This window comes from Dactylosporangium darangshiense (genome assembly GCF_039537565.1).
GTDB classification, from domain to species: domain Bacteria; phylum Actinomycetota; class Actinomycetes; order Mycobacteriales; family Micromonosporaceae; genus Dactylosporangium; species Dactylosporangium darangshiense.
The window spans coordinates 744,232-767,243 of sequence record NZ_BAABAT010000001.1 but is presented as its reverse complement, the minus strand read 5'-3'; the positions used below and the strand labels follow the sequence as shown (position 1 = coordinate 767,243).

At 70.6% G+C, this 23,012-nt stretch carries 21 protein-coding genes; 7 read left to right on the top strand and 14 right to left on the bottom strand.

Translation table 11 applies throughout. The annotated features are described in order from the left end of the window. Positions 1-54: 54 nt before the first annotated feature. The 3 genes from ABD901_RS03440 to ABD901_RS03430 are packed head-to-tail and all read right to left on the bottom strand — an operon-like array spanning position 55 to position 2,008. Positions 55-483, bottom strand: coding sequence for a hypothetical protein (locus ABD901_RS03440; protein ID WP_345120999.1), 429 nt, complete (start codon positions 481-483; stop codon positions 55-57). Beyond that, complete coding sequence (locus tag ABD901_RS03435; protein WP_345120997.1) at positions 480-905, bottom strand: MarR family winged helix-turn-helix transcriptional regulator; 426 nt, start codon at positions 903-905, stop codon at positions 480-482. The genes ABD901_RS03440 and ABD901_RS03435 overlap by 4 nt, the downstream gene beginning before the upstream one ends. A 41-nt stretch (positions 906-946) precedes the next feature. Continuing rightward, the gene (locus ABD901_RS03430; RefSeq protein WP_380139882.1) at positions 947-2,008 is read right to left on the bottom strand and encodes an App1 family protein phosphatidate phosphatase; all 1,062 of its coding nucleotides are present in this window, start codon (positions 2,006-2,008) and stop codon (positions 947-949) included. A gap of 190 nt (positions 2,009-2,198) precedes the next feature. Here ABD901_RS03430 and ABD901_RS03425 point away from each other — a divergent pair, with 190 nt between their 5' ends. After that, complete coding sequence (locus tag ABD901_RS03425) at positions 2,199-2,495, top strand: hypothetical protein (protein WP_345120993.1); 297 nt, start codon at positions 2,199-2,201, stop codon at positions 2,493-2,495. 10 nt (positions 2,496-2,505) lie between these two features. Here the strand turns inward: ABD901_RS03425 and ABD901_RS03420 are convergent, their stop codons facing one another. Both ABD901_RS03420 and ABD901_RS03415 read right to left on the bottom strand, forming a co-directional pair. After that, a complete protein-coding gene (locus tag ABD901_RS03420; protein ID WP_345120991.1) occupies positions 2,506-3,642 on the bottom strand; it encodes an AAA family ATPase in 1,137 nt (378 codons plus the stop codon). Further along, positions 3,639-4,400 (bottom strand): RNA ligase family protein, encoded by a 762-nt coding sequence (locus ABD901_RS03415; protein WP_345120989.1) that lies wholly within the window; start codon positions 4,398-4,400, stop codon positions 3,639-3,641. Before ABD901_RS03415 ends, ABD901_RS03420 begins: the two co-directional genes overlap by 4 nt. 366 nt (positions 4,401-4,766) lie before the next feature. On the opposite strand from ABD901_RS03415, the gene ABD901_RS03410 reads away from it, so the two are divergent. Continuing rightward, entirely contained in the window at positions 4,767-6,383 is a 1,617-nt protein-coding gene (locus ABD901_RS03410) for an alpha/beta hydrolase (protein WP_345120987.1), read from the top strand. A 159-nt stretch (positions 6,384-6,542) separates the two neighbouring features. On the opposite strand, the gene ABD901_RS03405 is transcribed toward ABD901_RS03410, so the two are convergent. Together ABD901_RS03405 and ABD901_RS03400 are read right to left on the bottom strand one after the other, a co-directional pair. Continuing rightward, positions 6,543-7,622 carry an OmpA family protein gene (locus ABD901_RS03405; RefSeq protein WP_345120984.1) on the bottom strand — a complete coding sequence of 360 codons (1,080 nt, stop codon included), beginning with the start codon at positions 7,620-7,622 and terminating at the stop codon, positions 6,543-6,545. After that, positions 7,622-8,911 (bottom strand): helix-hairpin-helix domain-containing protein, encoded by a 1,290-nt coding sequence (locus ABD901_RS03400; RefSeq protein WP_345120982.1) that lies wholly within the window; start codon positions 8,909-8,911, stop codon positions 7,622-7,624. The genes ABD901_RS03405 and ABD901_RS03400 overlap by 1 nt, the downstream gene beginning before the upstream one ends. Positions 8,912-9,182: 271 nt before the next feature. Between ABD901_RS03400 and ABD901_RS03395 the strand changes: the two genes are divergently transcribed. The 3 genes from ABD901_RS03395 (at position 9,183) to ABD901_RS03385 (ending at position 11,696) form a co-directional block, all read left to right on the top strand. After that, positions 9,183-10,295, top strand: coding sequence for an MBL fold metallo-hydrolase (locus tag ABD901_RS03395; protein WP_345120980.1), 1,113 nt, complete (start codon positions 9,183-9,185; stop codon positions 10,293-10,295). Positions 10,296-10,434: 139 nt separating this feature from the next. Next, a complete protein-coding gene (locus tag ABD901_RS03390; protein WP_345120978.1) occupies positions 10,435-11,505 on the top strand; it encodes a LacI family DNA-binding transcriptional regulator in 1,071 nt (356 codons plus the stop codon). Continuing rightward, complete coding sequence (locus ABD901_RS03385; RefSeq protein WP_345120977.1) at positions 11,502-11,696, top strand: hypothetical protein; 195 nt, start codon at positions 11,502-11,504, stop codon at positions 11,694-11,696. The genes ABD901_RS03390 and ABD901_RS03385 overlap by 4 nt, the downstream gene beginning before the upstream one ends. A 115-nt stretch (positions 11,697-11,811) precedes the next feature. Here ABD901_RS03385 and ABD901_RS03380 read toward each other — a convergent pair whose 3' ends face one another. The 7 genes from ABD901_RS03380 to ABD901_RS03350 form a co-directional block, all read right to left on the bottom strand. Continuing rightward, complete coding sequence (locus tag ABD901_RS03380) at positions 11,812-13,320, bottom strand: APC family permease (protein ID WP_345120976.1); 1,509 nt, start codon at positions 13,318-13,320, stop codon at positions 11,812-11,814. A 59-nt stretch (positions 13,321-13,379) separates the two neighbouring features. Continuing rightward, positions 13,380-14,006, bottom strand: coding sequence for a GOLPH3/VPS74 family protein (locus ABD901_RS03375; RefSeq protein WP_345120975.1), 627 nt, complete (start codon positions 14,004-14,006; stop codon positions 13,380-13,382). A 559-nt stretch (positions 14,007-14,565) separates the two neighbouring features. Continuing rightward, positions 14,566-15,147, bottom strand: a complete 582-nt coding sequence (locus ABD901_RS03370; protein WP_345120974.1) for a DsbA family protein — start codon at positions 15,145-15,147, stop codon at positions 14,566-14,568. A 58-nt stretch (positions 15,148-15,205) separates the two neighbouring features. Continuing rightward, positions 15,206-15,634, bottom strand: a complete 429-nt coding sequence (locus ABD901_RS03365) for a hypothetical protein (RefSeq protein WP_345120973.1) — start codon at positions 15,632-15,634, stop codon at positions 15,206-15,208. A gap of 31 nt (positions 15,635-15,665) precedes the next feature. Continuing rightward, a complete protein-coding gene (locus tag ABD901_RS03360) occupies positions 15,666-18,029 on the bottom strand; it encodes an immune inhibitor A domain-containing protein (protein ID WP_345120971.1) in 2,364 nt (787 codons plus the stop codon). A 153-nt stretch (positions 18,030-18,182) separates the two neighbouring features. Further along, on the bottom strand, positions 18,183-18,839 hold the full coding sequence (locus ABD901_RS03355) for a Crp/Fnr family transcriptional regulator (RefSeq protein ID WP_380137562.1): 657 nt from the start codon (positions 18,837-18,839) through the stop codon (positions 18,183-18,185). Further along, complete coding sequence (locus tag ABD901_RS03350) at positions 18,836-20,740, bottom strand: adenylate/guanylate cyclase domain-containing protein (RefSeq protein WP_345120969.1); 1,905 nt, start codon at positions 20,738-20,740, stop codon at positions 18,836-18,838. Before ABD901_RS03350 ends, ABD901_RS03355 begins: the two co-directional genes overlap by 4 nt. Before the next feature lie 230 nt (positions 20,741-20,970). Here ABD901_RS03350 and ABD901_RS03345 point away from each other — a divergent pair, with 230 nt between their 5' ends. Continuing rightward, a complete protein-coding gene (locus tag ABD901_RS03345; RefSeq protein ID WP_345120967.1) occupies positions 20,971-21,660 on the top strand; it encodes a hypothetical protein in 690 nt (229 codons plus the stop codon). 805 nt (positions 21,661-22,465) lie between these two features. Next, positions 22,466-22,999 carry a DUF6529 family protein gene (locus ABD901_RS03340; protein ID WP_380139880.1) on the top strand — a complete coding sequence of 178 codons (534 nt, stop codon included), beginning with the start codon at positions 22,466-22,468 and terminating at the stop codon, positions 22,997-22,999. Positions 23,000-23,012 lie beyond the last annotated feature (13 nt).

Here is a 23,012-nt window from a genome sequence, read left to right as displayed (position 1 = left end):
GGCCGGTCGACAGGACTCCTGTCGACCGGCCGTTCTCGTACGCCGGTCGGGAGGTCAGCGCCGCAGTTCCGCTTGCGCGCGGGCGGTGACCTCGGCCAGGACGCGCCCGGCGACGGCGAGGTCGTCGGCCTCTATGCCGCCGTAGAGGCGCCCGGTCAGCTCGGCCGTGTCGGCGCTGATCTCGGCGTGCCGCGCCCGGCCCGCCTCGGTCAGCACCAGCCGCTCGCCGTCGAGCTCGGCCAGCCCCAGCTCGACTACCCCGGAGGCGGCCGCCTCGGCGGCGCCGGCCTCGATGCGCAGCCCGTCGGTCATGCGGGCAATGAGCCCGGCGCGCTCGACCGCGCCGCCGGACAGCGTGGCCACGTTGATCGCGACCCACTGGTGGAACGTGGTGCCGGTGCGCGCCAGGATGCGCTCGAGCAGCGCGCCGGTGGCGATCTGGGCCTGCCCGATGAGCTGGCCGTTGAGCACTGGTGTGGTCATGACGGGTCTCCTTCGAGAAGCTTCTCCAGCGTGGCGACGAACGCCTCGGTCTGCGGCGAGCCGGGACCCCCGATCGGGGCCAGCAGGCGCTCCTGCAGCCCGCGGACGATCCCGACCGCCTCCCCGGTGACCGCGCGCCCCCGTTCGGTCAGTGCCAGCCGGACCGCGCGCGTGTCGGCCGGGTCCGGCTCGCGCTCGATCAGGCCGGCCGCCTCCAGCGCGCGGGCCAGCTTGGACACGTACAACGGCTCCAGGCCCGTCCGGTCGGCCAGCCCGCGCTGGCTCGGCCGCTCCGGCCGTCCGTAGAGGTTGGCCAGCAGCGTGTATTGCGCGTGGGTGAGCTCGAGCGGCGCGAGCGCACGGTCGACCAGCACCCGCCAGCGCATGGACAGCCGCCAGACCAGGGAACCGGGCGTCGTCATGCCAGAAACAGTACATGGCTATAGTAGCCATGGCTACTAATTCAGAGGATCTCCGTGTCGCGCAGCAGGCGCCACAGGCCGGCGCCGTCGGGCGCGGACAGCCAGCGCGCTTCGTTGGGCGGGAAGCGCTTCGAGCTGCCGGCGACGCCCGGGAAGGCGCCGGCCAGCACCGCCTGGGTCGGCGAGAGGTGCCGGATGGCGACTGCGGCCACGCTGTCGGGGTGCTCGGCCGCGAACTCGGCGTAGATCTCCGGGTCGTGCTGGCCGTCGTCGCCGACGAGCAGCCAGCGGATGTCCGGGAACTCCTCCGCGAGGCGGGCCAGCGAGGCCCGCTTGTGCGCCTGGCCGCTGCGGAAGAACCGGTCCGGCTGCGGACCCCAGTCGGTCAGCAGCAGCGGGCCGGCCGGGTACAGGTGCCGGGACAGGAACCGGGTCAGCGTCGCGGCCACGTTCCAGGCGCCGGTGGACAGGTAGAAGACGGGTGCGCCCGGGTTGGCGTTGACCAGCCGCTCGTACAACACCGCCATCCCCGGCACCGAGGCCCGCGCGTGCTCGTCGAGCACGAACGTGTTCCACGCGGCGAGCAGCGGCCGTGGCAGCGTGGTCACCATGACCGTGTCGTCGACGTCGGAGACGATGCCGAAGCGGGTGGTGGCCGGGTCGATGATCCGGATCGGCGCCTCGACCGGCGTGCTGTTCTCGCTCTGCAGGGTGACGCTCGCCCAGCCCGGCGCCAGGTCGGCCTCGACGACCACGTCGATGAACCCGCCCCGGTCGCAGCGCACCTCGCAGGTCCGCCCGCCCGCCTCGATGCGCACCACCGCGTCCATGACCGACACCGCGGTGAACGAGCGCCAGCCGCGCAGCTTCTTCAGGCGCTTGCCCGGCTTGGGGTCGATCCGGGCCAGCAGCACCCGGCCGAGCACCCGGACCCAGCCGGGCCGGTCGGCCGTCGCGCAGGCGCCGTAGCCGGTGTAGGCGGTGACGGCGACCTTCCACCCGCGCCGGCGCAGCCGCCGCTCGAGGACGTTGTGGATCGCGTCCTCGACACGCGCGGCTCGGTGCAGCGGCAACGGCGCGCTGGTCGGCGCGTTGGGGATCAGCGACACCGCCCCACCCTTCCACAGCGAACCAACGACCGCACCCTGCTAAGCGATCAACGGCGAGTGACCAACACACGACGCTGGCATGAAACCGTGAACCTGAACTGGACGGGCCCGCGTAGCGTGAATGTCATCAGGAACACATCGATTTCACTGAAGGCGTTCCGCAGAAGCGCACAGGAGGTGCGAGATGGCTACCACATTCGAGGCCGTTCGGGCCGAGGCGCTTTTCGCGTCCGATCTGCAGTCCTCCCAGTTCCCGGCGGGCGGGGAGATCCGCAGCGCGGTCGCGGCGACCCTGCGCAGCATGGGCATCCAGGGCTGCGCGGCGCGCGTCGCGAGCGAGTTCGGCGACCACCCGGAGACCGCCGTCGCCCGCATGGCGTGGGCGCTGGCCCAGGTCCGCGCGACCTACCCGGCCGCCGAGACCAGAACCGTGCGCGCGATCCGTTCCCTGCGCCGCCCCGGCGCCGTGATCGCCGCATAACCACCAGCCGCTAGTCGTTGCGGACCCAGCGCACCTCGTGCGCCTCGGTCGGGTCCGGCGGCTCCCAGCGCGCGGCCATCCGGTCGATCACCCCGGCCGGCACCGGCGCCGCGCGCGCCCGGTTGCGCCGGTGCACCACGTCCGGCGGCGCCTCGACGCTCACCACCTCGATCCGAGCCCGATACCCCGCGGCCAGCCCGATGCACCGCGAGCGCAGGGCGCGGGTCACGTTCGTCGCATTCCAGACGTACGGGGTGCCGGACCGCAGGTGCGCGCGGGCCCGCTCGTAGGCGGCGGCGACCACCGGGCCCTGGTCGCCGGTCGGGCGCACGCCGAGCTCGTCACGCAGGTCGTCGAGGCTGACGACCGCCACGCCGGGGCGGTTGGCCGCGATCCAGTGGTCCTTGCCCGCGCCCGGCAGCCCGGACATCACGGTCACCGTGGTGCGGGTGTCGTCGAAGGCCGCATAGCCCGGATCCCGGCCGGGGTGCCGGAAATACTCGAACCGCGCATGGTCCGAGGCGAAGGCGCGCGGTCCGTCCAGGCAGCCTATTTCCCGGGTGTACTCCACGAAGAGCGCGACCTCGCCCGCATCGCGCTCGCCGCCGTCGCGCCCCAGCGCGTCCGCGGTCGCCACCAGCGCGAGGTCGTCGTTGCGGGCCAGCAGGCTGACCCGGAACGCGACCCGGTCCAGGTCGGTGCGCTCCAGCGCGCCGAACGGCAGCCGCTGGTGGCGCACCAGGGCGGCGACGTGCTCGCGCCAGGCGATCGGCGCGCCCGTCTCCCACAGCAGCCGGCGCGCGTAGTGCTCGCCCCGGCGGGCGCGCCCGGACTCCTCCGCGGTCCTTCCGCTGTCGTGCACGACGACCGCGGACTCCTCCGCGGTCCTTCCGGTGTTGCGCAGGACGACCGCGGACTCCTCCGCGGTCCTTCCGGTGTCGTGCAGGACGACCGCGGCGAAGACGCGGACCCGCTCGGGCTCGGGGCGGGCGCGCCATTGCGCGAGGCCGGCCAGCGCCTCGGCCGCGGACCGGGTGTGCGCGCCGCCGTCCGGCAGCTCGCGCAGCCGTGGCACGGCCGCGGGGATCGCGTCCCAGGGCAACGACCACGACGGCGGGGCCGGGCACAGCCGCTCGAACGGGTTCACGGCCGGACCCGGTTGGCGACGATCGGGCGGTCCTGCCAGTGGCTGCCCGAGTCGAGGATCGCGGTGTGGAAGCTCGGCCGGACCCACTTGTAGCGGCCGAGCACGGTGCCGGCGTCCTCGAGCTTGAGGTACAGGCCCTCCATGTCCTCGGACAGATCGGTCTCGCGCTCGACCTGGTCCGGGTCGGCGCCGCCGGCCACCGCCGCCTCGCGCAGCGCCGCCCGCCAGCCGCCGGTGCGGCACGTCGACGGGCCGACCAGCTTCGTCAGCGCCGGCAGGTCGGCGAACGCGCCCTCGTGCAGCACCGGCACCGACGCGATGCCGAGGCCGTCGAGCAGATCGCGGCGCCGTGGCGTGGACATGAACGCATCGGATTGGCGGTCGTAGACGTCGAACTCGCAGAAGTGGTGCGGCAGCGCGTCGTAGAAGACGGTGTGCTTGGCGTAAAGCCACTCGCCGTACAGGATGAATCGATCGCGCAGGACCGGCCACAGCTGATAGCGCACGCCGGCGGCCCACGCTTTGAAGGGTGCGAACTGCTTCTCGCGCGGCCCGCCGGTCAGGTAGTGCCCGCGCGACTGCAGCCGCAGCTCGCCATCGGCATCGAAGCTGATTGCGGCGTTGGCGCCGTCGAGCTTCTCCTCCACCACGAGCGGGCGGCCGGCCAGCTCGGCGAACGGGACCTGCGCGAGGTCGTGGTCCCCCGGCTGGAGGCGGGATCCCTGCAGGTGCGGGGTCCGGGGGTACTTGCGCAGCATCACACCGTTGTACCGGAGGGCGATCCGCGCGCGACACGGGTTTTCGTCCAGGGCCCCCTCACGAACCGAGCGCGGCACGGGTTTTCGTCCAGGGCCCCTTCACGAACCGAGCGCGGCACGGGTTTTCGGCCAGCGCCCCCTCGCGAACCGCGCGCGCGGCACGGGTTTTCGGCCAGCGCCTCCTCGCGAACCGCGCACGGCACGGGTTTCACTCAGAGCCCCGCTCGACACCCGTTTTTTCTCGGGTGAGGGAAAGGGTGTTGGAGCTTCCGCGCGGCACCCGAGACCGAAAGCATCGGCGTGACATTGTTTGACCCGAATCACTTGCTCAAAGAATCCCGTTTGGGCAAATTTGGGAGGGTTGTCTTGGAGAAAAGAACCGTGAAGGGGCTGGTCCTCTTCACCGCTGCGGCCACGCTCGCGGCCGTTGCACCGGCCTCGAGCGCCCTGGCCGCGCCCGCCTCGCCGGGCGGCGACTTCGCCGGTGCGGCGTCGATCCCGTGGGGCCAGTGCGCAAGCCCCGGCCTGCAGCGCCGCGGCGCCGAGTGCGGCCTGCTCACCGTGCCGCTGGACTACAGCAAGCCCAACGGCAAGAAGATCCAGATCGCCGTCTCGCGCATCAAGCACAAGGTGGCCGACAAGGACTACCAGGGCGTCATGCTGGTCAACCCGGGCGGCCCCGGCGGGTCCGGGCTGACGCTGTCGGTCCTGGGCGAGTTCGTGCCCAACGGCGCCGGCGAGGCCTACGACTGGATCGGCTTCGACCCGCGCGGCGTGGGCTCCAGCGTCCCCGCCCTGCACTGCGACGACGACTACTTCGCCGGCCCCCGCCCCGAGTACGTCCCGGTCAGCTCCGCCATCGAGAAGACCTGGCTGAGCAAGTCCAAGGACTACGCGAAGGCGTGCGGCGCGGCCGGCGGCGACCTGCTCAGCCACATGACCACGGTCGACTCGGTGAACGACATGGAGTCGATCCGCAAGTCGCTCGGCGCGAAGCAGATCAACTACTACGGCTTCTCCTACGGCACGTACCTCGGCCAGGTCTACGGCACCCTGCACCCGGACAAGGTCCGCCGCATGGTGCTCGACGGCAACGTCGACGTGCGCGACGTGTGGTACAAGGCCAACCTCAACCAGGACCTGAACTTCCAGCGCAACGAGGAAATCTGGTGGGGCTGGCTCGCCAAGTACGACAGCGTCTATCACCTCGGCACCACCGCGAAGCAGGTCGAGCTGCGCTTCTACGCGGAGCAGAACAAGCTGCGTAGCGCGCCCGCCGGCGGCGTCGTCGGCGCGAGCGAGTGGACGGACATCTTCCTCTACGCCGGCTACTACCAGTCGACGTGGCTGGAGCTGGCCGACGCGTTCGCGGGCTGGGCCAACAACCGCGACACCGACGTGATCGTGGCCGCGTACGAGAACTACATCGCACCCGGCGACGACAACGGCTTCGCGGTGTACAACGCGGTGCAGTGCACCGACGTGCAGTGGCCGCAGAGCTGGAACCAGTGGAAGATCGACAACTGGCGGACGTTCCTGCAGGCGCCGTACATGACCTGGAGCAACGCCTGGTTCAACGCGCCGTGCCTCTACTGGCCGGCCAAGGCGCAGAAGCCGGTCAAGGTCGACGGCTCGAAGGTCAAGAGCGTGCTGTTCGTCGGCACCACCCTCGACGCGGCGACGCCGTTCGAGGGCAGCCTGGAGGCCCGCCGCCTGTTCCCGCACAGCGCCCTTCTCGCCGAGAAGGACCAGACCACGCACGCCAACTCGCTCAACGGCAACGCGTGCATCGACGACACGATCGCGGACTACCTCGCGACCGGCAAGCTGCCGCAGCGCAAGTCGGGCGACCGCCCCGACAAGACCTGCGACACGCTGCCCTGGCCCGACCCGACCGCGGCGACCGCGTTCTCCGCGCAGTCGACGCAGTCCCTGCGGGCCGACAGCACGGCGCGCGAGCCGCTGTACCCGGTGCGCCACTAGGCTCCACCGGCTGGTTTACGGCAACAAGGAGGGGCGCGGCCTGGTGGCCGCGCCCCTTCGCTGTGCTCGGGCTGGTGGTTGCCGCTGGGCCTTCTTGGGTTGCAGCTACTACTGAGCCTTCTTGGGTTGCGGCTACTACTGAGCCGTCTTTGGTTGCGGCTACTGCTGGACGATGAACTCGACCCGGCGGTTCACGGCGTTGGCCGCGTCGTCGGTGCCGGGGACCTTGGGCCGGCTCTCGCCGAAGCCCTTCGAGGTCAGCCGGTCGGGCGCGATGCCCAGCGACACCAGCGTGTCGAGGACCGTCTTGGCACGGGCCTCGCTGAGCGTCTGGTTGTGCGCCGCGGTGCCGGTCAGGTCGGTGTGCCCCTCGATGCTGACCTTGACGTTCGGGTTGGACTTGAGGATCGACGCCGCGTTCTCCACCACGGCGCGGCCCTTCGCGGTCAGCGTCGCGCTGTCGTTCTCGAACTCGACCGTCGGCAGCGCGACCAGCTGGGTCTGCACCTGAGCCGGTGCGGCCGCCTGCCCGACGACGAGCTCGTTGCGCACGGAGCCGCTCTTGGTCGCGGCCTTCGCCGCCGCCTCGGCCTTGTCCTTGACCTCCTGCGTGGGCACGGTGCCGGTCAGCGTGATCACGTGGTCGGTCAGGTCGACGACGCCGGCCTTCGTGTCCTTGCCCAGCGCGCCGACGACCGCGCCGAGCGCGGTCAGGTCGGTGTCGTCGCTCGCCCGCGCGGCGTCGACGGTGATGTCGTCCTGGACGTTCTCCGCGCCCAGCGCCTGCTTGGCCGCGTCGGCGATCTTGCCGCGGTCGCCCTCGGCCGGCACCGTGCCGGTCAGCGTGACCTTGCCGCCGTCGACCAGCAGCTTCACCGACAGCGGCGCGGGTGGCGCCGGCGGCTTCTCGACCTTCGGCGGCGCCTGGACGTCGACCACGCGCACGCCCTCGACGGCGAGCGTGACCTCGCGCGCCTTGTCCTTCTCCTCGGCCGAGCCGACCCGCACGGTGCCGTCGCGCCCGACGAAGCGGACGTCGGCGTCGATGCCGGCGCCCGCCAGCGCCACCTTGGTGCGGTCGGTGAGGTTGTCCTCGACCGCGTGCCGGTGCGGCACTTCGAACGTGATCAGCAGCGCGGCCAGCCCGACGACGGCGGCGCCGATCGGGATCAGGGGGTGGCGGTTGCGCACCTCCCAGCGAATGCCGCTCGTCGTCGTGTTCCGGGTGGTGCCCGTCATCAGGCCCGCCCGGTGTCGCGGCCGGCCACCAGGCGGCGGGTCAGGTCGGCGAAGCCCTCCTCGTCCCCGTCGGCGAGGTGCCGCGCCTGCCGGGACCAGGTGACGATGCTCGGCGCGAACCGCAGCCCGGCGGCCTCGATGGCCCCGCGGAGGGTGTCGACGTCGGCGTCGGCCAGCTGCACGTACGTGCGGATGCCCGCGGCCACCAGCGCGGCCGACATCTTCGGCCCGATGCCCTCGATCCGCTTGAGATCGTCGACCGGCCCGTCCTCCGCCGCACCCGCCTGCGCCGGCACCTTGACCGGCTCTTCGGCCACCGTCTCCGGCTCGGCCTCTTCCGCAACCGGCCCGGGTTCGGGCTCTTCCGCGACCGGCTCGGGCTCGGGCTCCGGCTCGGGTTCGACCGCGACCGGCTCGGGCTCGGGCTCGGGCTCGGGCTCCGGCTCGGGCTCGGGTTCGGCCGCGACCACCTCTTCCACGGCCGGCTCTTCCGCGACCTGCTCTTCCGCGACCGGCTCGGGTTCGGCCGCCGGCTTCTCGGTGACCTCGCGGCCGGCGATCAGGCGGTCGGTGAGCTCCTTGAAGCCGGCCTCGTCGCCGTCGGCGAGCAGCCGGGCCTGGCGGGACCAGGTCGCGATGCTCGGCGCGAAGCGGAGGTTGGCGTTCTCGAGGGCGGTCTCGACGGCGGCGCGGTCGGCGTCGGCCAGCTGCTGGAACGTGCGGATGCCCGCGGCACGCAGCGCCGCGGCGATCTTCGGCCCGATGCCCTCGATCCGCTCGAGCTCGTCGTGGCGCTCGGCGACCGGCTCCTCGGCGGGCGCTTCGGCCTCGAACGCGGACTCGACGTCCGCGACGAGCTCGGCGTCCACAGCGTCGGGCTCGGCAACCGCCTCGGGCTCAGGCTCTGCCTCAGGCTCGGTCTCGGCGACCGCGACCGCCGCGGGCTCGGGCTCCGGCTCGGCCTCGGCAACCGGCTCGGACGCGAGAGCAACCGGCTCGGGCTCGGACGCGAGAGCCACCGGCTCGGGCTCGGACGCAACAGCGACCGGCTCGGGCTCGGACGCGAGAGCGACCGGCTCCGGCTCAGAGACGAGAGCTTCCGGCGCGGGCTCGGACGCGACGGCGGCCAGGGCGGCGGGCGCCGGGGATTCGGTGATGGTGGACTGGGTGGAGGATTCGGACGAGCGGACGCGGCGCAGGCGCAGACCCCACCAGAGGTAGCCGACCAGCAGTCCGAGAAGGAAGGCGAGCAGGATCAACAGGAGTGACTGGTTGGTGTACCAGACCACGACAGGCCTCCGGGGGAATGTGACCTAACGCAAAGAGGAAGCGCGTGAAGAGGGAGTTCGCGGGCAGCCTTCCACACCTGGATGTCTGACAACAGATGCCGCGCGGTGCCGTTCACCGGCCCGTTTGGGCCTTTCATGGCCGGCGCCGAGGGCGTTTGCGCAGATCGGGGGCATTCAAAGGGGGTTTGCCGGTGTCGGGCTGCCCGGAGTACCGAGAGAAAATCGAAACGGACGGGTGCTGAACCTCACGACAACTGGAGGCGACAGAGCTATGGGGAAGACGACTCGGGTGCTCGCCCTGGCCGCGGTGGCGGCCGCCGCCGGAGGCGTCGCGTGGGCGTTGCGCGACCTGCCGGCGCAGCTCGGTGCGATACCGGCGGGCGCGCGGGCCGAACGGATGCGCCGATCTGCGCAGTACGACGAAGGGCGCTTCCGCAACACGGTGCCGGCCGACGTGCTGCCGCCGCACGCGATGCGCAGCGCGTTCGTCGAGCTGCTGACCGGGCAGCAGCGGCGCAAGCCGATGGGCGCGATCCCGGTGACCCGGCCGGAGCTGGGCGGCCGGCTCGAGCCCGACGGGCTGCACGTGACGTGGCTCGGGCACTCCACGGCGCTGGTGGAGATCGAGGGTGTGCGGGTGCTGTTCGACCCGGTGTGGAGCGAGCGCTGCTCGCCGACGTCGTTCCTCGGGCCGAAGCGGATGCACCCGATGCCGCTGCCGATCGAGGACCTGCCGCGCATCGACGCCATTGTGATCTCGCACGACCACTACGACCACCTCGACCTGGCCTCGATCCGCGAGCTGCGGCGCACCCAGCAGGCGCCGTTCCTGGTGCCCCTGGGCGTCGGCGCGCACCTCGAGCGCTGGGGCGTGCCGTCGGAGCGGATCGTCGAGCTGGACTGGGACGAGGAGACCACGGTGCGCGGCGTCACGCTGACCGCCACCGCCGCGCGGCACTTCTCCGGCCGCCGGTTCAGCCGCGACGGCACCCTGTGGGCGTCCTGGGTGCTCAGGGGCGAGAGCCGGAGCCTGTTCTACACGGGCGACTCCGGGTACTTCGAGGGGTACAAGCAGATCGGCGAGTTGCACGGGCCGTTCGACGCGTCGCTGATCCAGGTCGGTGCGTACAACGACGCATGGCCCGACATCCACATGAAGCCCGAGGACGGCGCGAGCGCACACCTCGACCTGCGGGCCCGGGTGCTGATCCCGTTGCACTGGTGCACCTTCAACCTGGCACTGCACGCGTGGTCCGAGCCGGTCGAGCGGCTCGTCGAGGAGGCCGGGGCCCGCGACATCGAGCTCGTCGTGCCACGCCCAGGTGACCGAGTGAACATCGACGCGTTACCGGCTCTTGAACCATGGTGGCGCGCCATTGCGTGACCATTAATTCAGCAGGTCAGGGCACGTGTCGCGGCACACATGCCAGGACCCGACAAACGACTGGCAGGCGGATCACGCCCGGCGTACTGTATCGATACAGAAGGTTCTGAATCGATGCAGCCGGAGGGAGGATCCGACCATGGCAGCAACACTGCAAACCATCGCCGACGAGCTGGGCGTCTCGCGGAGCACCGTCTCCAACGCGTACAGCCGGCCGGATCAGCTCTCGCCCGAACTGCGCGCTCGGATCCTCGCGGCGGCCGAGCGACTGGGCTACTCGGGCCCCAACCCGACGGCCCGGTCGCTGCGCCGCGGCAAGGTCAACGCGATCGGGGTGCTGCTCACCGACGACCTGTCGATGGCGTTCACCGACCCCTACGCGGTGGCCTACCTGCGCGGGCTGGCCGAGGCGGCGTCGGCGCGGGAGACCTCGCTGCTGCTGCTCAACCTGCCCAAGGACGAAGAGGCCGGCCGGCGGGTGGTCAGCAACGCCGCGGTCGACGCGTTCTGCCTCTACTGCGTGCCCGACTGGCACGGCGCGCTGGAGCTCATCCGCGGCCGCGGCGTGCCGATCGTGATCGGCGAGGACCCGGAAGCGTTCGGCCCCGACGCCGGCTACGTCGGCATCGACGAGCGCGCGGCCGCGCGCCGGCTCGGCGCGCACATCGCCGACCTCGGCCACCGCGACATCGCGGTCGTCGCGCACTGGATCGTCCACGGCGGCGTCACCGGCCCGGTCGACGCCGACCCGGACGCGCTGCGCTACTACGTGACCGGTGAGCGGGTGCGCGGCTTCCGGGACGCGTTCGCCGAGGCCGGCATCCCGTGGGAGCGGGTGCTGCTCATCAACGCGGCCCACAACGACCGCGAGGAGGGTGCGGCCGCCGCGGCGCACGCGCTGGACCGGCTCGGCCGGGCCACCGCGATCCTCACCACCTCCGACGTCCTCGCGCTCGGCGTGCTCGACGCGCTGCGGGTGCGGGGGCTGCACCCCGGCCGGGACGTCTCGGTCACCGGCTTCGACGACATCGACGAGGCCGAGCCGGCCGGGCTCACCACGATCCGCCAGCCCAGCGTCGAGCGCGGGCGGCTCGCGGGCGAGCTCCTGCTCGACCCGCCCGAAGATCCGGCGCTGCGTCGCCTGACGCTGCCCGTCTCGCTGGTGGTCCGGGCGACCACCGGCCCCAATCCAGCCAAGGAGAAGCAATGACCCCGATCGCACTGCTCGTCTCGCTCGAGGCCGTCCGCACCGAGGTTCTGTCGGCCATGCCGAACGCCCCGGTCGTCGACGACCGCCGCGCGGAATCGGCCACGATGAACAAGGTGCGCGGCTTCACCGCCCGCACGCTTCGCCGGGCCGCCGACCGAGTCGAGCCCACGCCGGCGCTGACCTACGGGTAACACCCACTAGGTAAGCGTGCTTGAAAACAGTCGAGGGAGGCAGGCCACCGCCTGCCTCCCTCGCTGTGTGGTGCCGTCTTCCCTCTGGCGGTACCGCTAAATCTGGATCTTGTTCTTAACCGACTTCGACGGACTCGGCCGACTCGATGCGCGCGGTGTTGGCCTGCGCGCCGAGGCCGATCGCGTCGTAGTCCTGCCGGTTGATCCCGCGCAGGACGAACGCCCAGACGAGGCCGATGGCGGCGGCCACGCCGTATGCCGTGGGGAACGCCCAGACCGCGTCGCTCTTCTGGTCCGGCGGGATGCCCAGCAGCAGGCCGAAGTTCTCGAAGACCTGCCACATCACGTAGCCGAGGGCGATCGTGGCCAGGATCGGCGCGATGAGCCGGGCCCAAGCCCCCTCACCGCGCGCGTCGCGGGCGAAGTAGAAGATCACCGACAGGGACGTCGCCGTGACTAGCAGCAGCACGCCGATGCCGCCGGCGGTGCCCAGCCAGAAGAACAGGTTCACCAGCGGGTGCCAGCCCTCGATCGCGAACAGCACGATGACCGCGAGTGCGATGATCGTCTGGAACAGCGAGCCCGACGCCGGTGCGCCGGAGCGGGCGCGGGTGCGGCCGAAGAACGACGGCAGAACCCGCTCGCGGCCGAGCGCGAACGCGTAGCGCGCGGTCGTGTTGTGGTAGCTCAGCGCCGCGGCCGCGATGCTCGTGATCAGCAGGACGCTGCCGACGTCGCCGGCCCACGCGCCGCCCTTCTCGATCAGGGTCGGGAAGAACGGGCCGCCGCTGTCCAGGCTCTTCTGGGCGAGATCCACGGTCTGGTCGACGCCCATGCTCACCGACGCGCCCCAACTGGTCAGCGCGTAGGACAGCAGCATTACCGCGAGGCCGAGGAAGGTAGCCGTGGAGACAGTGCGGTTCTTGCTGCGGGCCTCCTCGGAGAAGACCGGCGCGGCCTCGAAGCCGACGAACGCGGTGACCGCGACGGCGAACGCCGGGCCGGCCGTGTCCTTCAGCGCGCCCCAGGTCCACGGCTCGAAGCTGATCGAGCCGCCGGCCGGGTGGCTGAAGAAGATGACGTCGAAGATCGTCACCACGATCAGCTCGGCGCCGAGCAGCACCATGAGGACCTTGCTGTTGACGTCGACGCGCAGCAGGCCGAGCACCGCGACGAACAGCCACAGCACCAGCGCGAGGACCCACCAGTCGACGTCCATCTTGGCCTTGTCGGCCAGGAACTGCGACAGGAAGAATCCGAACGCGCCGTACAGGCCGACCTGCAGCAGGTTGTACGCCACCAGCGCGACCATCGCGCCGGCGACGCCGAGCGGCTTGCCCAGGCCCTGCGCGATGTAGGAGTAGAACGCGCCGGCGTTGGTGATGTGCCGCGACATCGCGACGTAGCCGAAGCTGAACAGCGCCAGGATCACCGCGATGATCAGGAAGGCGAGGGGGAAGCCGGTCGTGCCGACCACGCCCCAGCCGGTCGAGACCAGCGCGCCGACGACCATCAGCGGGGCAGCCGCGGTAAGGGCGAACATGATGACGGATGGCACGCCCAGCCGGTCACGGGCCAGTGCCTGAGATACCACGCTCGGTCGCGTTGGCGACGTTGCGGACATCGGTCCTCCAGGGATATTGAGTGGGGGGAAGGGTTGAGGGAAGGTCCGTTGCCGCGTCGTCACCCGCGCTGCGACATCACCGCGTCGCCGATCGCCGACTCGACCTGCAGGATCAGGTCGCGCAGCGGTGGCGGCAGGGTGGCAATCGCCTGTTGAAGTCTTCGTATGCCCACCGGGTCGCGCTCCCAGAGCACGTGCCCGGTGAGCCCGGTCGCCTCGGCCAGCCCGGCAAGGGTCGTGTCGGCGACGCGCATCGGCTCAAAGCCGGTGATCAGGCGCCGCAGCCGCACCACACGCCCGGCCGGCAGGTTGATGTCGGTGGCCAGCCATCGGGTCTCGCTGCGCAGCAGCCGCCGGACCTGGGTCTGCTCGACCAGCCCGACGCGCGCCAGGCGCTGCCCCACCGCCTCGACCGCCGTCCGCCCCAGGAACAGCAGCCACGTGCGCACCTCGCGGTGCTGCACCTCGGCGATCATCGTGGCCAGGTTGGTGTGGGCGAGAGGGTCGGACGGCGGATCGTGGTTGATCACCCGCAGGCGCGATCCTTCCACCAGGATCCGCTGCTCCAGGACCAGCTCGCCGAGCATCGCGCCGGCCAGCCCGAACTCCACCGCGCGCTGCGACAGCCGGGACTTGCCGTCCCGGTCGTCGTGCGCGATCAGGAAGAAGTCATCGGCCAGCAGCATTGGCCCGCACCTCTAATCGACCGGTCTTCGATCGACCGCGCACGTCACCGCTCTTTCGTCTCAACGACCGGACCCCCACGGACCGGCCGCCTCCCGGGTTCCCCAAGCCCGAGGTTCGCAACAGTTAGGGCCCGAAAGACTATGAGACCCAACGCGAAAGCATGCACTGCGTGATGGCCGGTACGCAACTGCCAAAATGCACAATCGTGTTAACGCAGCTCAGCGTTTGTTGAATTGACGCATGTCGGCGGCGACCTGCGCTACCGAGCGTGATGCCCGGAATTTCCGATGCCGGAGCACGGTCAGTGACAGAGCCACATTGATCGTTTCGCGGGCACGGAAGATTTGATGCGAGCGGATCAGAGAGCATTTTCCGTGCGGCATCGGGCGAGCAGGTTCTTTGGGCGCCAAAGAATCGGCGGACGGTGATCTCACCGCCCGCCGAATTGATCAGGAAACTTTCTCGTGCAGATGACCTGCCGTAACGCCCCGCGATCGCCGGGCCGCCTCGACCCGGACACGCTCGGTAGCCGTCTGACACTGATCGGCACAGACGGTCTCAGTAGCCGTCGTGGCGCTGATCCGCGCCCACCGCCTCGGCGGCCTCGTCGACGGCCTCGAGGAGCTCGTCGAGGGCGTACCCGCCGTCGTGGCGGATGCCGTTGACGAAGAAGGTCGGGGTGCCGCCGACGCCGCTGCGCACGCCGCCGACGAGGTCGCGGCGGACGCGGTCGAGGTACAGGTGCGGGCCCACCTCGTCGCCGACCTCGGCGGAGGGCAGGCCGAGCCGCTCGACGCCGACCATGAGCTGGCGCGGGTTGATGCTGCGCTGGTTCTCGAACAGCCAGTCGTGCATCGGCCAGAAGGCGTCGCGCCGACCGGCCGCCTCGACCACCTCGGCGGCCAGGTCGGCGTAGGGGTGCACGTTGGTCAGAGGGAAGTGGCGGTAGGTGAACCGGACGGTGTCGCGGCGCAACCGCAGCAGGTCCTGCAGGATCGTGTGGGCCATGGCGCAATACGGGCACTGGAAGTCCCCGTACTCGACCAGGGACACGGGGGCGTCCGCAGGGCCGATCGTGTGGTCGTCGGGGCCCACCGGCACCGCGAGCCGGGGGACCGTGACCTGGAAGGGCGTGGTCATTCTTCAACGGTTCGCCGGGACCCGCCCGGCCACGTCACCCAGCTGGGGCGCACTTGATCTACTGGGGCGAAGCCAGGGACACCAGCAGCGGACTGCCCGGGCAGCCGGTCTCGCGGTTGGGGTCCGGCACGCCCACGACCCTGGCCCGCTGGCCGTCGCGCAGGTTTGCGGCCGCGGGGCCGATCAGGGTCCAGGTGAGCTGATCGGTGACGAGCTCGGTGCACGTGCCCGTGACGCGGACCTTGCCCTCGGCCTTGACCTGCTGGAAATCGTCGACCGGCGGCTCGACCTTCGTGGTCTTCGGCGCCTTGGGCGGGACACTGATGGTGGCTTCGTTCGTTGCTTTGTTCGTTACGCCCCCTGTCGGGGCGATTTGTCCGGACTTTTCGGCACTTGGCGATGGTTGCGCTATTTGGTCGGTCTTAGCGGCGCAACCAGTCAGGACGGCAACGGCAAGGAGGAGGCCCAGGGGCGCTTTCATACCCACTTGGACCTCCTCCCGCCGCACTAGGTTCCCGCTACGCGCAGACCAGCACCGTCATGGAGGTGCCGTTCTCGAACAGGGCGAGGATCTTGACGCCGTCGTTCGGGACCTTGACGCCGTAGTACGTGCTGGTCGCCGGGTCCTCGCGGTAGTAGCTCTTGCTGTCGTCGAACAGCGGGTTGCCCCACTGCCCGCCGAGCTTGCTGGTCGCACCCGCCGTGCCGTAGTGCAGGGAGAACGAGTCCGTCCGCTTCATCGAGAACGGCGCGTCGAAGCCCTGGATACGCGGGCGCCACGGGGTCCCGTCGCCCTTGAGGACGAGGTCGGGGTGCGAGTCGATCGGCAGGATCAGGCCCGCGCCGTGGTGCTGGCTGGTGTTGTTGTCGCTGTAGGACGTGTCCCAGTACGTGATCAGCAGACCCGTCTGGTACGGGAAGTGCTCGACCCACTGGGGCGTGGCCGGGAACCCGAAGTTGTACGGGCCGGTCTGCATGTACCGGTCGTACGACTCGTAGGTGCGGTGCGAAGCGATGTAGTAGTTGTCGTACTCGGTCACCAGCTGGCTGCCGACGGCGCTGAAGCCGTCCGCGGTCCACCCGTTGGCGCCCGACTCGGCACCGTCGGCGAACACTGTGGTGCCGCCGTTGGTGATGGCGATGTCGTCGGCGAAGAAGCCCTGGCCGCCGGCCGCCGGGTCGGTGAAGTAGTGGAACCGCAGGCCCACCGTCTTGCCCTGGTAGTTCGACAGGTCGAACGTCGCCGGGACCCACGCGCCGCTGGTGCCGTCGATGCCGTTGCCCTCGGCCGCGGTGGTGATCGAGCCGGGGATGGCCTTGAAGCCGCTCCCGTCGTCGACCTCGACGTAGGCGTAGTCACAGGCGTCGGGACCGCAGTCCTCGATGTCCCAGTTGGCCTTGAACGTCAGGGTCGTCGTGCCGGCCGGGATCGAGACCGTGCGGCTCAGCGAGTTGTCGAGGTTGTTGCCGGCGCCGCTCCACCACGACTTGCTGCCTTGCGGCGGGGCGGGCAGCGGCGTGGCGACCTGCTTCTTCGGCAGGACGACGACGACCGCCTGGTCCTTCTTGCTGTTGTACTCGTGTGGCCCGAGGTCGACCAGCTTGGTCTGCCCGGACTGGACGGTCTTGTAGTCCAGCCAGCCCAGCTGCAGCTTGTCCCACGCGCCGAGGTCGGCGGCGCGGGCCGCGATGCCGTTGTCGCTCGGCAGGCTGACCCGGCTCTGCGCCATGATCGTCCACCAGTTCACCGGGTTCTCGGCGTTGCCGCCGGCACCTGATGTGTCGTAGTGGTCCGGCAGGCCGAGGTCGTGACCGTACTCGTGCGCGAACACGCTCAGGCCGCCGTTCTCCGGCTGGATCGTGTAGTCGCGCACCCACAGGCCCGTGGTGCCGATCTGGGTGCCGCCGAGCTTGTTGAAGTCCGGGCCGCTGGTGAAGTTCTGGAACGCCGCCCAGCGGTGGCTCCAGATCGCGTCCTCGCCCTGGATCAGGTCACCGTCGGCCTGGTCGCCACCGGAGTGGACGATCTGGAAGTGGTCGATGTACCCGTCGGGCTCGTTGAAGTTGCCGTCACCGTCGTAGTCGTAGCGGTCCCACTGGTCGTAGGAGGCCAGCGTCGCCTTGATCTCGGCGTCGGACTTGCCCTGGGCGTGCTGCCCGTCGACCCAGGCGTTGATCGCGTCCTGGATGAGGTACCAGGTGTTGCTGCAGACGTTGCTCGCACACGGGTAACCGTTGCTGCGTCCGTAGCGGGCCTCGTTGTACGGGACCTTCACCCAGTCGGTGACCAGGCCGTCGACGCTGTAGCGGCCGGAGGACTGCTTCTCGTAGTACGTCTTGAGCGACTCCGCGCCGTTGCCGGACGCGAAGTACATGTTTTCGAAGTACTGCTTGCTGAAGTCCTGCTTCCAGATTGTCGAGTTGTCCTTGGTCCGGTCCGGCTGCGGGATCTGGTTGTGCAGCGGGCCGTCGAACCGCGCCGGGCCCGGAACCGCGGGCGCGGTGTCCTGGTCCGGGTAGCTCGGGTGACGCTGGTCGCCGAACTCGGCGAGCACGACGAAGATCTTGTCGGTCTTCTCGCGGCTGAGCTCGACGTACTTGTCGACGTGACCCTTCGTCTTGCTACCGTTGCCGATCTTGACGACCGTGCTCGCCCCGCGCTTCTCCGGTGCGGCCTGGCCCGTCAGGACCTGCGAGAGCGCGACCTCACGAGCATCGCGCCGCTTGTCCTCCAACGGGTTGGGCAACTCGTCGGAGGGCGACGCGGCATCGACGGATGGTGATTGTTGGGCCGGTACGGCGTGGGCGGCTCCCCCGCCGACAAGCACCCCCATCCCCGACGCAAGCGTGAGACTCAGCAGTCCCACGGTCAACTTACGCACAGGTACCTCCCTGGTGGGGCGTGTCAGCACCGAGGCACCCGCGTCGATGCCTCGGTGCACCTGTCGCGAGAGAGTAGGGGAGCGGGATGGCCACCAAAGATCAACAACGGGATATGCGCATAGTTGCAAGGGTCAAAACAAGGGTCTGCCCCCTCATTGAGCCCGGTCTCTGAGGGCATCGAGGTCGTGGATGATGACGTGCAGCCGCCCGGTCTGGATCCAGCCCTCCTCACGCAGCGTGCGCAGCGCCTTCGTCACCGCCTCGCGGGACGACCCGGTCCAGCCGGCGAGCTCGTCCTGCGACAGCGGCAGGCTGATGCGCAGCCCCTCCTCGGTCCGCTCGCCGAAGCGCTCCGCCAGCTCCACCAGTCGCGCCGCCACCCGCCCGGTCGTGTCGTAGGCGCCGAACTCGATGCGCTTGCGGTCGGCGTCGCGCAGCCGGCGGGTCAGCTCCCGCATGAGCAGGAACGACACGCGGGCGTGCCCCAGGAGGTACCGCTCGAAGTCCACCGACGGCACGGACAGCGCGGTCACCGGCTCCAGCGCGGTGACGGTCGCCGCCCGGGGCCCGCCGTCGATCGCGGACAGCTCGCCCAGCAGAGCGCCCGGCCCGCGCACCGCCAGCAGCACCTCGGTGCCCGACGCGGTGTCGGAGGAGACCTTGACCCGCCCGGAGCGCAGCACGATCACGGTCTCCGAGACGCTCGCCTCGCGGAAGATGACCGTGCCGCGCTTCCACTGCCGGCGGTGCCCGGCGGCCTCGAGGGCGGCCTGCTCGTCGGGGTGCAGGAGATCGAAGAACTCGGTCACACCAGATTCTCTACCGCGTAGGCGCGCACTGTCTGTCGGCGACCTTTCACTTCGAGGTCCCCGAGCGGCGTGGCGGTCACCCGATCGGCAACCGCGTCGTACGTGGCCCCGCCGATCACCACCTGCCCCGGCTCGGCGATCGTCTGCAGCCGCGCGGCGACGTTGACCGCGTCGCCCATCGCGTTGAACCCGCGCAGCAGCTCGCTGCCGATGTTGCCGACCAGCGCCGGCCCGGTGTTCGCGCCCACCCGGAACCGCGGCCAGTCCGGATGCCCTTCGGCGATGCCGCGCACCGCCTCCTGCATCTGCAGCGCCGCACGCACCGCCCGCGCCTCGTGGTCCTCCTGCCGGGCCGGCGCGTTGAACAGCGCCAGCAGCGCGTCGCCGACGAACTGCACGATCGTGCCGCCGTTGTCGAGGATGCAGGGGACGGCGACGCCGTGGTACCGGTTGAGCATCTCCACGATGTCGCCCGGCTCGACCGCCTCCGAGAACGTCGTGAACCCGCGCAGGTCGGCGAAGAGCGCGGTCACGTCGACGAGCCGCCCGCCGAGCGCCGCCTGGTCCGGATCGGCCAGCAGCGCCGCCGCGACGTCGGGCGACATGTACTGGCGGAACAGCGTGGCGAGCTCGCCGTAGAGCCGGGCGTTCTCCAGCCCGATCGACAGCTGGTTGGCCAGCGTCTGGCGCAGCTCTGGCCGCGTGGTGGACGGGATCGTCACCGCACCCGCCAGCTGCCCCTTCACCGTCAGGGGCAGCGCGCCCTCCACGGGCTCCATCCGTCCATCGTGGATCAATGAGATATCGACGGTACCGAATGAGCCTGCCACGGCCGCCCGGGCACCCCGCAGGAACTCCTCCTCGCCCGCACCCACCCGCGCCTGCTCGCCCACGGCGACCAGGGCACCGAGCCGCTCCGACAGCTCGCGCTCGGCCACCAGCGCCGCCGCCGCGCGATCCAGCACCTCCGCCTGCTTCTCGGTCAGCCCGAACCGCTCGGCCATCCGCGCCGCCAGCCGCTCGGGCGCCGCGCCGCGCTCCGAGTCCTGCAGCGCGCTGACCAGTTCCTCCAGCGCGTCCTCGTACTGCTTGCGGATCCGCCGCGTGGTCTCGGCCATCGCGATGCCGTCGAACAGCCCTGCGGCACTGCCTTCGCGGCGGTACTGCACGTAGGCGGAGTACCCGACGAAGAGGAACGCGGCCGTCAGGATCAGGTGCCACTCCCACCACGACAGCCGCCACTTGTCGGCGAGCGTCACCGCGACCATCGCCTCCGCCAGCAGCGCGAACGCCGTCACGACGGAGATCAGGACGGCGCCGGGCGTCCTGCGGTACAAGATGAAAAATCGAACCGCGGCCGCGACGTACAGCGCGACGGCGACCCACGCGGCCCAGACCAACGGCCCCTCGACGTCGCGGATCTGCGTCTGGTTCGAAAACGGCGGCACGTCGAGCAGCGAAGGCACAATCCACGCGAACAGCGCCAGCCCGAGCGCGTTCCGCAGCCAGAGCTGCCACCGCGTGATCCGCGCCGGCAGCCGCAGCGACGACAGCACCGCGAGCACCGCGCCGATGATCAGCCCGACCGCCATCGCCTGGTCGAACCCGGCGTTCGGGTGCCCGATCAGCACCCCCGGCGTGGCCAGCGCGTGCGCGAGCAGAAACCCCGCCGCGGCGAGGAACACCAGCGACACCAGGAACAGCCGCCCGTCCCCGCGCCGCCGCGCCGCGACGCTCATCGCCGCCCCGATCGCGACGTTGACCGCCGCGACCACCAGCACCAGCCAGAAGTGCGTCTCGTGGTGCTGCCAGATGACATCGGCCCCCGGCCGGCTGAGCAACAGCCACAGCCCGGCCAGCGGCAGCGCGAGATGCGTTGCCCAGACGACGACGCGTGCCATTGTCCGCTTCCCTTGCTTCTCGGCAGTTGGTTCCCGGGTTACTGGATGGCCGCGGCTGGCTTTCCGCGGCCTGCGCCCGTCCGTCTGCTTCCACGGCTGGCACCGCTCGGCCGTTCTGTCGCATTTGCTGCACGAGCGTTCTGCGTCTTTGGACGCAGACACGCTACGCCAACCTCGGTCTCATAGTCGCGAAGCACCTGAACGGTGCGACCAACCTGTGGGAGTTCCCGATGAAATTCAAGGCACCGATCATCACGCTCGGCGCCGGCCTAGCGGTCGCCGGCGTCCTGTACGCGATGAACGTCGACCTCAGCAATGACGTGGCCCGCAACAAGACCGCGGCCACCCCCACCACCGCGGCCGCCTCGCAGGCCGCTTCCGCCGCGTCTCCCGCGGCCCCACGCACCTCCGCCCCGCCTCCGGGCGACGGCACCGGCAACGCCGCCCAGCAGGGCACAGTCACGTACGCCGGCGCCGTAGACGGCGGCGCGGCCTCCCTCGGCATCGTCGTCAACAACGGCAAGGCGATCGCGTACGTCTGCGACGGCAAGTCAGCCGAGGCCTGGCTGGACGGCTCGATGACCAACGGCGAGGCCCGTCTGCAGAGCGCCAAGGGCACCCTGACCGGCACCTACGCCAACGGCCAGCTCAAGGGCACCGTGACCGCGGGCACGAAGACCTGGACCTTCACCGTCAAGGTCGTGGCTCCCCCGTCCGGCCTCTACCGCTCGCAGGCCAGCCTCCGCAAGAAGCTCGACGCGAGCTGGGTCGTCCTCCCCGACGGCAAGCAGGTGGGCGTCGAAACCCGCCCCGACGGCACCCTCACGGCCGCCCCGCCTTTCGACATCAACGCGAAGACCGCAACGGTCGACGGCACCGCGGTGACCATCGAGGCCACCTCCCCCGCCACCGGATACTGACGTCAGGAGCCCCGACATGACCGCCCCGATCGACCAGCCCGCCCCGAAGGCAGGCCAGATCCCGGCGCCGACCCCGGCGGCCTCGGACCAGCCCAGCCCGTCGGAGGGCGGCCTGCAGTTCCCTCCCATCCCCGAGCCCGGCCCCCTCCCCCCTTCAGGCGCGCCGTCGTTCACTCTCCCTCCGCAGACCGACCAACTCCCTTCCTTGACCGACCACTTCGACGCAGCGGCTCTCGCCGCAACGCCGACCCCACCACAGCCCACGTCAAACGCCTACGCCCCTCTCCCCGACCCGACCCTGTCCGCCTCTTTGTCCACCCCGGTCGCCTACACGGTCGACCCCTTGACGGACCCGAACTCCCCGCCCCCGTCGCTGAGCTCGTACGCCCAGCCGCTTGCCACCTCGGAGCCCTTCACTCCCCAACCCGCGTCGCCCCTCTACCAAGCACAGCCCACACCCAGCGGCTTCGCGCCCCAGCCCGCACCCGGCGGCTTCCCACCACAGCCTTCGCCTGGCACGTACGCGGCACAGCCCGCGACCGGCCCCGGCCTGGCTCCGCCTCCGTTCGCGGCCCCCACTGCGCCCGGCATCGGCACCGGCATCGCGGGCGCCGCAGGTGCCCCCAACGTCGGCGAAGCGGGTTCACCAGTCGTCGCGGTTGCATCGGTTCCGGCAGCTTCCCCGGTCTCGGCAGCTTCCCGGGTCTCGACAGCTCCCCCGGTCGTCGTAGGTGCCCCGGTCGTAGGTGCCCCGGTCGCGGGTGCCCCGGAAGCACCTGCGGCCGCCGCGGCGACCCCGCCCAGCCTGAAGACCGTGACGGCGCTCATCGTCCCGTTCCTGGTCGCCTGCCTGGTCGCCGCGGGCCTAGGCGTCTACGGCAAGCTCCACGAGCCGACGGGCGTCGCCGTGAACGTCGCCGGCTTCTCCAGCCCGGCAACGGTCAAGGTCTGGCTGGCCACGCTCGCCTTCGTCCTGGCCGTCGTCCAGCTGTTCACTGCCCTCGTCATGTACGGCAAGATCCAACTCTTCAAGAACGCCAACTGGCTCGGCACCGTCCACCGCTGGTCCGGCCGCCTAGCCTTCCTGGCCTCCATCCCGGTCGCCCTGCACTGCCTCTACGCCCTCGGCTTCGACGACTACAACACCCGCGTCCTCATCCACTCCCTTCTGGGCTGTTTCTTCTACGGCACCTTCGCCGCCAAGATGCTGATCCTCACCAAGAAGGGCGTCCCGAACTGGGCGCTACCCCTCTTCGGCGGCCTCGTTTTCACCGCGCTGTCCGGCCTGTTCGTCACCTCCGCCCTGTGGTTCTTCACCACGTTCGGCGTCAAGTTCTGAAGGGAACGCGAAG

Excerpts from the sequence above, each read along its gene's own strand:
- ABD901_RS03435 (WP_345120997.1), bottom strand. The coding sequence starts at position 905 with ATGACGACGCCCGGTTCCCTGGTCTGGCGGCTGTCCATGCGCTGGCGG.
- ABD901_RS03425 (WP_345120993.1), top strand. The coding sequence starts at position 2,199 with ATGGCTACCACATTCGAGGCCGTTCGGGCCGAGGCGCTTTTCGCGTCC.
- ABD901_RS03385 (WP_345120977.1), top strand. The coding sequence starts at position 11,502 with ATGACCCCGATCGCACTGCTCGTCTCGCTCGAGGCCGTCCGCACCGAG.
- ABD901_RS03390 (WP_345120978.1), top strand. The coding sequence starts at position 10,435 with ATGGCAGCAACACTGCAAACCATCGCCGACGAGCTGGGCGTCTCGCGG.
- ABD901_RS03415 (WP_345120989.1), bottom strand. The coding sequence starts at position 4,400 with ATGCTGCGCAAGTACCCCCGGACCCCGCACCTGCAGGGATCCCGCCTC.
- ABD901_RS03370 (WP_345120974.1), bottom strand. The coding sequence starts at position 15,147 with ATGACCACGCCCTTCCAGGTCACGGTCCCCCGGCTCGCGGTGCCGGTG.
- ABD901_RS03345 (WP_345120967.1), top strand. The coding sequence starts at position 20,971 with ATGAAATTCAAGGCACCGATCATCACGCTCGGCGCCGGCCTAGCGGTC.
- ABD901_RS03395 (WP_345120980.1), top strand. The coding sequence starts at position 9,183 with ATGGGGAAGACGACTCGGGTGCTCGCCCTGGCCGCGGTGGCGGCCGCC.
- ABD901_RS03375 (WP_345120975.1), bottom strand. The coding sequence starts at position 14,006 with ATGCTGCTGGCCGATGACTTCTTCCTGATCGCGCACGACGACCGGGAC.
- ABD901_RS03380 (WP_345120976.1), bottom strand. The coding sequence starts at position 13,320 with ATGTCCGCAACGTCGCCAACGCGACCGAGCGTGGTATCTCAGGCACTG.
- ABD901_RS03405 (WP_345120984.1), bottom strand. The coding sequence starts at position 7,622 with ATGACGGGCACCACCCGGAACACGACGACGAGCGGCATTCGCTGGGAG.
- ABD901_RS03440 (WP_345120999.1), bottom strand. The coding sequence starts at position 483 with ATGACCACACCAGTGCTCAACGGCCAGCTCATCGGGCAGGCCCAGATC.
- ABD901_RS03350 (WP_345120969.1), bottom strand. The coding sequence starts at position 20,740 with ATGGCACGCGTCGTCGTCTGGGCAACGCATCTCGCGCTGCCGCTGGCC.